The sequence below is a fragment of the Dolichospermum sp. FACHB-1250 genome, from assembly GCF_014696335.1.
In the GTDB taxonomy this organism is placed as follows: Bacteria; Cyanobacteriota; Cyanobacteriia; order Cyanobacteriales; family Nostocaceae; genus Dolichospermum; species Dolichospermum planctonicum.
Map to the genome: position 1 here is coordinate 1 of NZ_JACJPZ010000099.1, position 6,138 is coordinate 6,138.

General features: G+C 39.1%; 6 protein-coding genes. 3 read left to right on the forward strand and 3 right to left on the reverse strand.

Features of this window, described 5'->3' with window-relative positions; all coding sequences use genetic code 11:
- Positions 1–83 precede the first annotated feature (83 nt).
- Together H6F39_RS19935 and queC are read right to left on the reverse strand one after the other, a co-directional pair.
- The gene (locus H6F39_RS19935) at positions 84–248 is read right to left on the reverse strand and encodes a hypothetical protein (protein ID WP_190397287.1); all 165 of its coding nucleotides are present in this window, start codon (positions 246–248) and stop codon (positions 84–86) included.
- A 486-nt stretch (positions 249–734) separates the two neighbouring features.
- A complete protein-coding gene (queC, locus tag H6F39_RS19940) occupies positions 735–1,415 on the reverse strand; it encodes a 7-cyano-7-deazaguanine synthase QueC (RefSeq protein ID WP_137908928.1) in 681 nt (226 codons plus the stop codon).
- A 574-nt stretch (positions 1,416–1,989) separates the two neighbouring features.
- Between queC and H6F39_RS19945 the strand changes: the two genes are divergently transcribed.
- The 3 genes from H6F39_RS19945 (at position 1,990) to H6F39_RS19955 (ending at position 5,212) form a co-directional block, all read left to right on the forward strand.
- Positions 1,990–3,093 (forward strand): Gfo/Idh/MocA family protein, encoded by a 1,104-nt coding sequence (locus H6F39_RS19945; protein ID WP_137908927.1) that lies wholly within the window; start codon positions 1,990–1,992, stop codon positions 3,091–3,093.
- A 497-nt stretch (positions 3,094–3,590) separates the two neighbouring features.
- On the forward strand, positions 3,591–4,730 hold the full coding sequence (locus H6F39_RS19950) for a ParM/StbA family protein (protein WP_190372176.1): 1,140 nt from the start codon (positions 3,591–3,593) through the stop codon (positions 4,728–4,730).
- A gap of 8 nt (positions 4,731–4,738) precedes the next feature.
- Positions 4,739–5,212, forward strand: a complete 474-nt coding sequence (locus H6F39_RS19955; protein WP_137908925.1) for a plasmid segregation centromere-binding protein ParR — start codon at positions 4,739–4,741, stop codon at positions 5,210–5,212.
- Positions 5,213–5,356: 144 nt separating this feature from the next.
- Here H6F39_RS19955 and H6F39_RS19960 read toward each other — a convergent pair whose 3' ends face one another.
- On the reverse strand, positions 5,357–5,938 hold the full coding sequence (locus tag H6F39_RS19960; RefSeq protein ID WP_137908924.1) for a CPBP family intramembrane glutamic endopeptidase: 582 nt from the start codon (positions 5,936–5,938) through the stop codon (positions 5,357–5,359).
- Between the last annotated feature and the right edge of the window lie 200 nt (positions 5,939–6,138).

Genomic DNA, 6,138 nt, shown 5'->3' on the forward strand with positions numbered 1-6,138 from the left:
AAAAAACCGCGAAAAATTTGCTTTTCAGGTGTTGACAAAGGATTTGAAATATGTTATCCTTATCTTGATAAGGAAGAGCTATATTAAGGAGTGCGGAGTACAGAGTTAGAGAGTGGGGAGTATGAAGAAGAGGATGAAGAAGATAACCCCGCACCCCGCAATATAATATCTGTACTTGAGGTAAAGACTTTATGTGTAGCATAGCGATAGCGAAGCGCTGCTGCAAGCAGTTCGCCATATAATAGCATAACGCACCATTTTAAATCATTGACATCATCAGAAAATCCCCATCTTCATCCTGTACATCCTTTCATCCTGGATATCCTGATTCTGACATCACCCCACAAAGCAACAATTAACGCCAAAAAACCGCGAAAAATTTAATTTTCAGGTATTGACAAAGGATTTTAAATATGTTATCCTGATATTGATAAGGAAGAACTATATTAAATTATTTAAGAGTAACGCACCATTTTAAATCATTGACATAATCATAAAATCCCCTCCTCATCCTGTAAATCCTTTCATACTGGACATCCTGATATGGCTAACGCCACGCTTCGCTATCAGACAAATGGGAATTTAAACCTGTTTGCAGGTGATTTCCTATTTGCTTAAATACTACCTAATTCTGCTGGGGTAATTGATGAATTACCCCTTTTCAACAATGATTAAATCAAATTATAAACATCTTTGTATAAAATCTGAATTGCGGAGCGGAAGCCGTTTATTCCCTAACCACCAGCATAGAGAACAGGATCTTTTAACCCCAATTCAGCAAAAGCCGCTAACCGCAATTGACAGGAATCACAGACACCACAGGCAATATCATTACCAGCATAGCAAGACCAAGTAAGATGCCAAGGCACTCCCAATTGATTACCAAGTTGGATGATTTCTGTTTTTTTTAAGTCAATTAACGGGGCGATAATTTTAATTGGTTTTCCAGAACGTCCTTGTTTTGTTCCTAAGCGAAAAACTTCCTGGATAGCTTGGATATAATCAGGACGACAGTCTGGGTAGCCAGAGTAATCTAGGGCATTAACCCCAATATATACTCGTTCCGCTGCGATCGCTTCGGCATAACCCAAAGCAAAACTTAAAAAGATCGTATTCCGGGCAGGAACATAGGTGGTAGGGATATGATCAGCCATTTCAGCCAGCGATCGCTCTTGAGGTAAATTAATCTTATCATCTGTCAGTGCAGAACCACCCCATTGCCGTAAATCAAAATTAACTACTTGATGTTCAATTACACCGACTGTATTAGCAAGCATTAAAGCAGAATTTAATTCTTTTCGATGTCGTTGTTGGTAATCAAAAGAAATAGCATAGCATTGACAACCATCCGCCTTTGCTTGGTAAAGAACCGTCGAAGAATCTAAGCCACCGGATAATAGAATTACAGCTTTCATATCAAAATCAGCAATGGGGAGAACAAGAAGTAGGGAAAATAGAGGAGAATTTGATCAATTACCCATTCCTTCACAAATTCCATTCAAAAAATCAGAAAATCAATAAAATGCAATCAAAAAATTAAATATGTACAAAAATTCCCCGGTAGGAGAACAGAAATTTTATAGACCCTCCAGCAAATTATAATCTAAATTTCCACTACTTATTTATAAGTTAAGATACTTACAAAAGAAAAATAAAATTACTGTGATCAAGAGCAGACATTTATTTGATTAGTTAATTGATTAACGGCATATCCGAGAATTTTCACTGAGAAATTAGGGAATTTATCAAGTCAACAAAAAAACACATAATTTTTTGAGGAGATGAATAAAACCGGGAAATTAATAACCATTGACCTAAAATACAATCCAGATGACGGGAACTGAACCTAAACTTTAAAATTCTTCATAAAGACAATCACTATGTTACCATCTGGATGGTTAAAGACAAATAAAACCGGGCATTTAAGTATAAAGATAAAGGTTAAAAACCTTAGAGTCTCTAAATTTGGTGGTTGAGGAGAGAACAATAGTGCAAAATAGCAGATCAGTGTCAGAACCAAATCTATATTCACAGCGCAGCCAGCCGCATCATATCCGTATAGGTGTGATTGGGGTTGGTAACATGGGACAACATCATACCCGCGTTCTCAGTTCCATGAAAGATGTGGAACTAGTAGGGGTTTCCGATATTAACGTTGAACGTGGGTTAGAAACGGCCAGTAAATACAAAGCTCGTTTTTTTGAAAATTACTGCGACCTATTACCCCATGTAGACGCAATTTGTGTTGCAGTACCTACAAGGCTACATTATCCCGTGGGCATCAACTGTTTATTAGCGGGAATTCATGTTTTAATTGAGAAACCAATAGCGGCTAGTATTTCTGAGGCCGAGTCTCTAGTGAATGCTGCTGCCGAATCTCAGTGTATTTTACAAGTTGGTCACATTGAGCGATTTAATCCCGCATTTAGAGAACTAAGTCAAGTCCTCAAAACCGAGGAAGTTTTGGCTTTAGAATCGCACCGCATGAGTCCTTACTCAGCGCGGGGGAGTGATGTTTCCGTAGTGCTGGATTTAATGATCCATGACATTGATTTACTGCTAGAATTAGCCGCATCACCAGTGGTGAAATTAACGGCTAGTGGAACTCGTTCCTTAGACTCAGGTTATTTAGATTATGTAACCGCGACCTTGGGCTTTGCCAATGGAGTTGTTGCCACTCTTACAGCCAGCAAGGTTACCCACCGAAAAATTCGCCGTCTGGTGGCCCATTGTAAAAATTCATTTACAGAAGCAGATTTTCTCAATAATGAAATTTTGGTACATAGGCAAACCCCTGTCAACCCCCTGATCGATCAGCAAAAAGTCCTATATAGACAAGATGGTTTAATCGAAAAGGTTTATACCACTAATATTCAGCCTCTGAGTGCGGAGTTAGAGCATTTTATCAACTGTGTCCGTGGTGGCAATCAACCTTCTGTTGGTGGTGAACAAGCTCTCAAAGCTCTGCGATTGGCTAGTTTAATTGAGCAAATGGCTTTAGAGGAAAGAGTCTGGAATCCATTAGAATGGTCTTCAGAATCGAGAGTCCAATCTTTGACCGAAAAAAATCGGATACAAGCCCCGTCCTTCTAGGACGGCTTTATAGTAAACTAGGTATAGTCGCCACAGGGCATTGGGAGACTATAAACGGACACTCCAGACCGGATCAGACTACTTTTCGGTAGCACCGGTCAGTGAAGTGTCAAGGAATCCTCGCTCATAAAAAGACGAGGAGGTATGTCAAATCAACCATTTAGCCCCAACTAGCAGTGGGGGAATTAACGGTTTTTTCTCCCACTCTCACAAAAGCGGAGTTATGTAAACAATCTTCTGCGGGTAATTTTAGAAATTAAAAGGACTACTATACTGTTTATTTCTTGGCAACTCAATACAAGCGTAAAAACAGCAAATCGGGAATAAAAGCTTGACATCTGGTTATAAATGCCATAAAAAATGCTAAATCATCGAAAATTGACCATTGCCCATTATCAATTTAGACGTATTTCTAGTTACACTTAACCCAATCTAAAATTTTTTGTAGCTCACCTTTTTGTAAGATGAGCATGATAACTTTTTACAGAGGAGCTTTCATGACAGACCAACCCTCCGCAGCTAATCCCATAAATGCCGCTGCCATTCCCATGAACCGCCCAGCGGCAGCCACACCAATGAATTCTTTAAAGCCAACTAATGTTGGGGGTAAAACCATTCTCAGCGTTGATTTAGGCAGAACCTCCACAAAGACTTGTGTCAGCCGTGAACCGGGCAGTGTAGCCTTCATTCCTGCTAATGTGAAGCAGATGAGTGTTGCTGAAATTCGTGGCGGTGTGTTTGAGGCTAAGGCAACTGACCCACTGATGGATTTGTGGTTAGAGTATCAAGGTAGTGGCTATGCTGTAGGGCAATTAGCCGCAGATTTTGGCGCAAATCTTGGCGTAGGCCAATCTAAGGTTGAGGACGCACTGATCAAAGTCTTGTCCTGTGCCGGCTACTTTAAGCTTAAAGATGAAATTTCTGTGGTTCTGGGTCTACCCTTCTTGTCTTTGGAACAATTTGAAAAAGAAAAGGCACAGTTAACTAGTTTGGTAGAAGGACCTCATGTATTGAATTTCCGAGGTGAATCTTTATCTTTGAAGATTAGCAAAGTCTGGATTATGCCTGAAGGATATGGTAGTTTGCTGTGGTCAGAAACTCAACCTAATAAAGGAACAGGAGTTCCCGATTTTACGAAAATGTCAGTGGGGATTGTAGATATTGGCCACCAAACCATTGATATGCTCATGGTGGACAATTTCCGGTTTGCTAGAGGGGCTTCTAAGAGTGAAGACTTTGGGATGAGCAAGTTTTATGAATTGGTAGCTGCGGAAATAGAAAATGCTGATAGTCAATCTTTAGCATTGATTTCTGCGGTTAATAAATCCAAGGGCAATCGCTTTTACCGTCCTCAAGGTGCTAGTAAACCTACTAATCTAGATGATTTTCTCCCTAACCTGATAGAGCAGTTTTCACGAGAAATTTGCGCTCGTGTGTTAGCTTGGCTACCAGAACGGGTCACAGATGTAATTATTACAGGTGGCGGTGGAGAGTTTTTCTGGGAAGATGTCCAACGTCTACTCAAAGAGGCTAAAATCAATGCTTACTTGGCTGCACCTTCTCGACAAGCTAATGCTTTGGGTCAATATATTTACGGAGAAGTGCAAGCATCCGCTGCTGTTCGCCCTACTAAATAATAAAACTAATGTTCCAATGGTCAAAAAAGGTAGTTAAATCCGTTACGTTCAATCCAGAAATTGCTGATGAGAGCTTGTTAGCGCAGGTGGAAAACTACTTAGAGGCGCAACCAGAGAAAACTTTCAGTGACCTATGTAAAGAGGCCCTATGGAAAGTTTTCTTACCGGAATCTGTACAACCAGCTTCTAAAACAGCAAATATAACCACGATTGAACAGAAAATCAGTGAGATGCAATTGCAAATAGCTAGTTTTGAGGAACGTTTTTTTGTTAAGGAGTCTCGTCGTTTGGATGCCATAGAAAGTCAAATGTTGCAACTTACTCAACAAGTTGCAAAGTTAACAACCATTCTGAGTCAGCAACCACCTACTTATATTCCTCCTCAACCTGAATCTGAACCTGAACATAATGAACCTGAACCTGAACCTCAAGAGGTAGACCCTGTAATCAGTCGTATTGGTCAGTTTCTTGATGATTTTTAAGAAAAGACCAGATTTTTACTTGTTTTTACTTTGAGAACAACTCTTAACTAAACTACCGTAAGTTCCACCAATAAGCTGCTTCAGTATTATTGGTGGGATCTTTCGTTTAAAGATTAAAAAATAAAAAAATCCCGACATTTGTATCTAAGGATTTTTAATTTTCCATAAATAGCTAGAAAGTAGATTTGTCACAATATGAGCAACTATTGGTAATAACAAGTTACCACTCAGTAAAGCACTATAACCTAAAATTACACCAATGAGAGTCGCCCAAATTACATAAGGCCATTGTTGAGGACCACTAAGGTGTAAGACTCCAAAACAAAGACTAGATACTATTACAGCTAGATGATCCGCGCCCAAAGCTGGTAACATTACACCTCGAAATAATAATTCTTCACTTAAACCTGGTAATAATCCTAGCCAGATTAAATCGGGCATTGCTAGAGGTTTGAGAACCATTTCTAGATAATAATCCGCACTTTTACGGTAATTAGGGAGAAAGCGATAAGCTAAACTACTTAATATGGTAATGATTAGACCTAAACCGATTCCTAATAATAAGTCTTGTTCGTGCCAGTGCCATTTGAAGAGGATGATATTGCTCCAATGTAACCATAACTTAGCAACTATCCAAAGAATAATCGCTGTTACACCCATTGCTACTAAAACTTGGGTGCGTGTTAAGTAAGGAATTTCTGGTTCTTGATTTTGTTGTTCAACCACAGGAATTTAAATAAATAATGGTAACGGGCAATTGACAACCGAAGGTTTTAGAGATATTTTGCGTAAGTCATAAAACATAAAATAAAATACAGCAGTTTCCGAAGTTATGAGGTACAGTTAGTAATAATAAAGATAATACTGTCATGAAAGCATATTCAGTGGATCTCCGAGAAAAAATAGTTGCAGCCCATATTGAGGAA

Excerpts from the sequence above, each read along its gene's own strand:
- H6F39_RS19935 (WP_190397287.1), bottom strand. The coding sequence starts at position 248 with ATGCTATTATATGGCGAACTGCTTGCAGCAGCGCTTCGCTATCGCTAT.
- queC (WP_137908928.1), bottom strand. The coding sequence starts at position 1,415 with ATGAAAGCTGTAATTCTATTATCCGGTGGCTTAGATTCTTCGACGGTT.
- H6F39_RS19950 (WP_190372176.1), top strand. The coding sequence starts at position 3,591 with ATGACAGACCAACCCTCCGCAGCTAATCCCATAAATGCCGCTGCCATT.
- H6F39_RS19955 (WP_137908925.1), top strand. The coding sequence starts at position 4,739 with ATGTTCCAATGGTCAAAAAAGGTAGTTAAATCCGTTACGTTCAATCCA.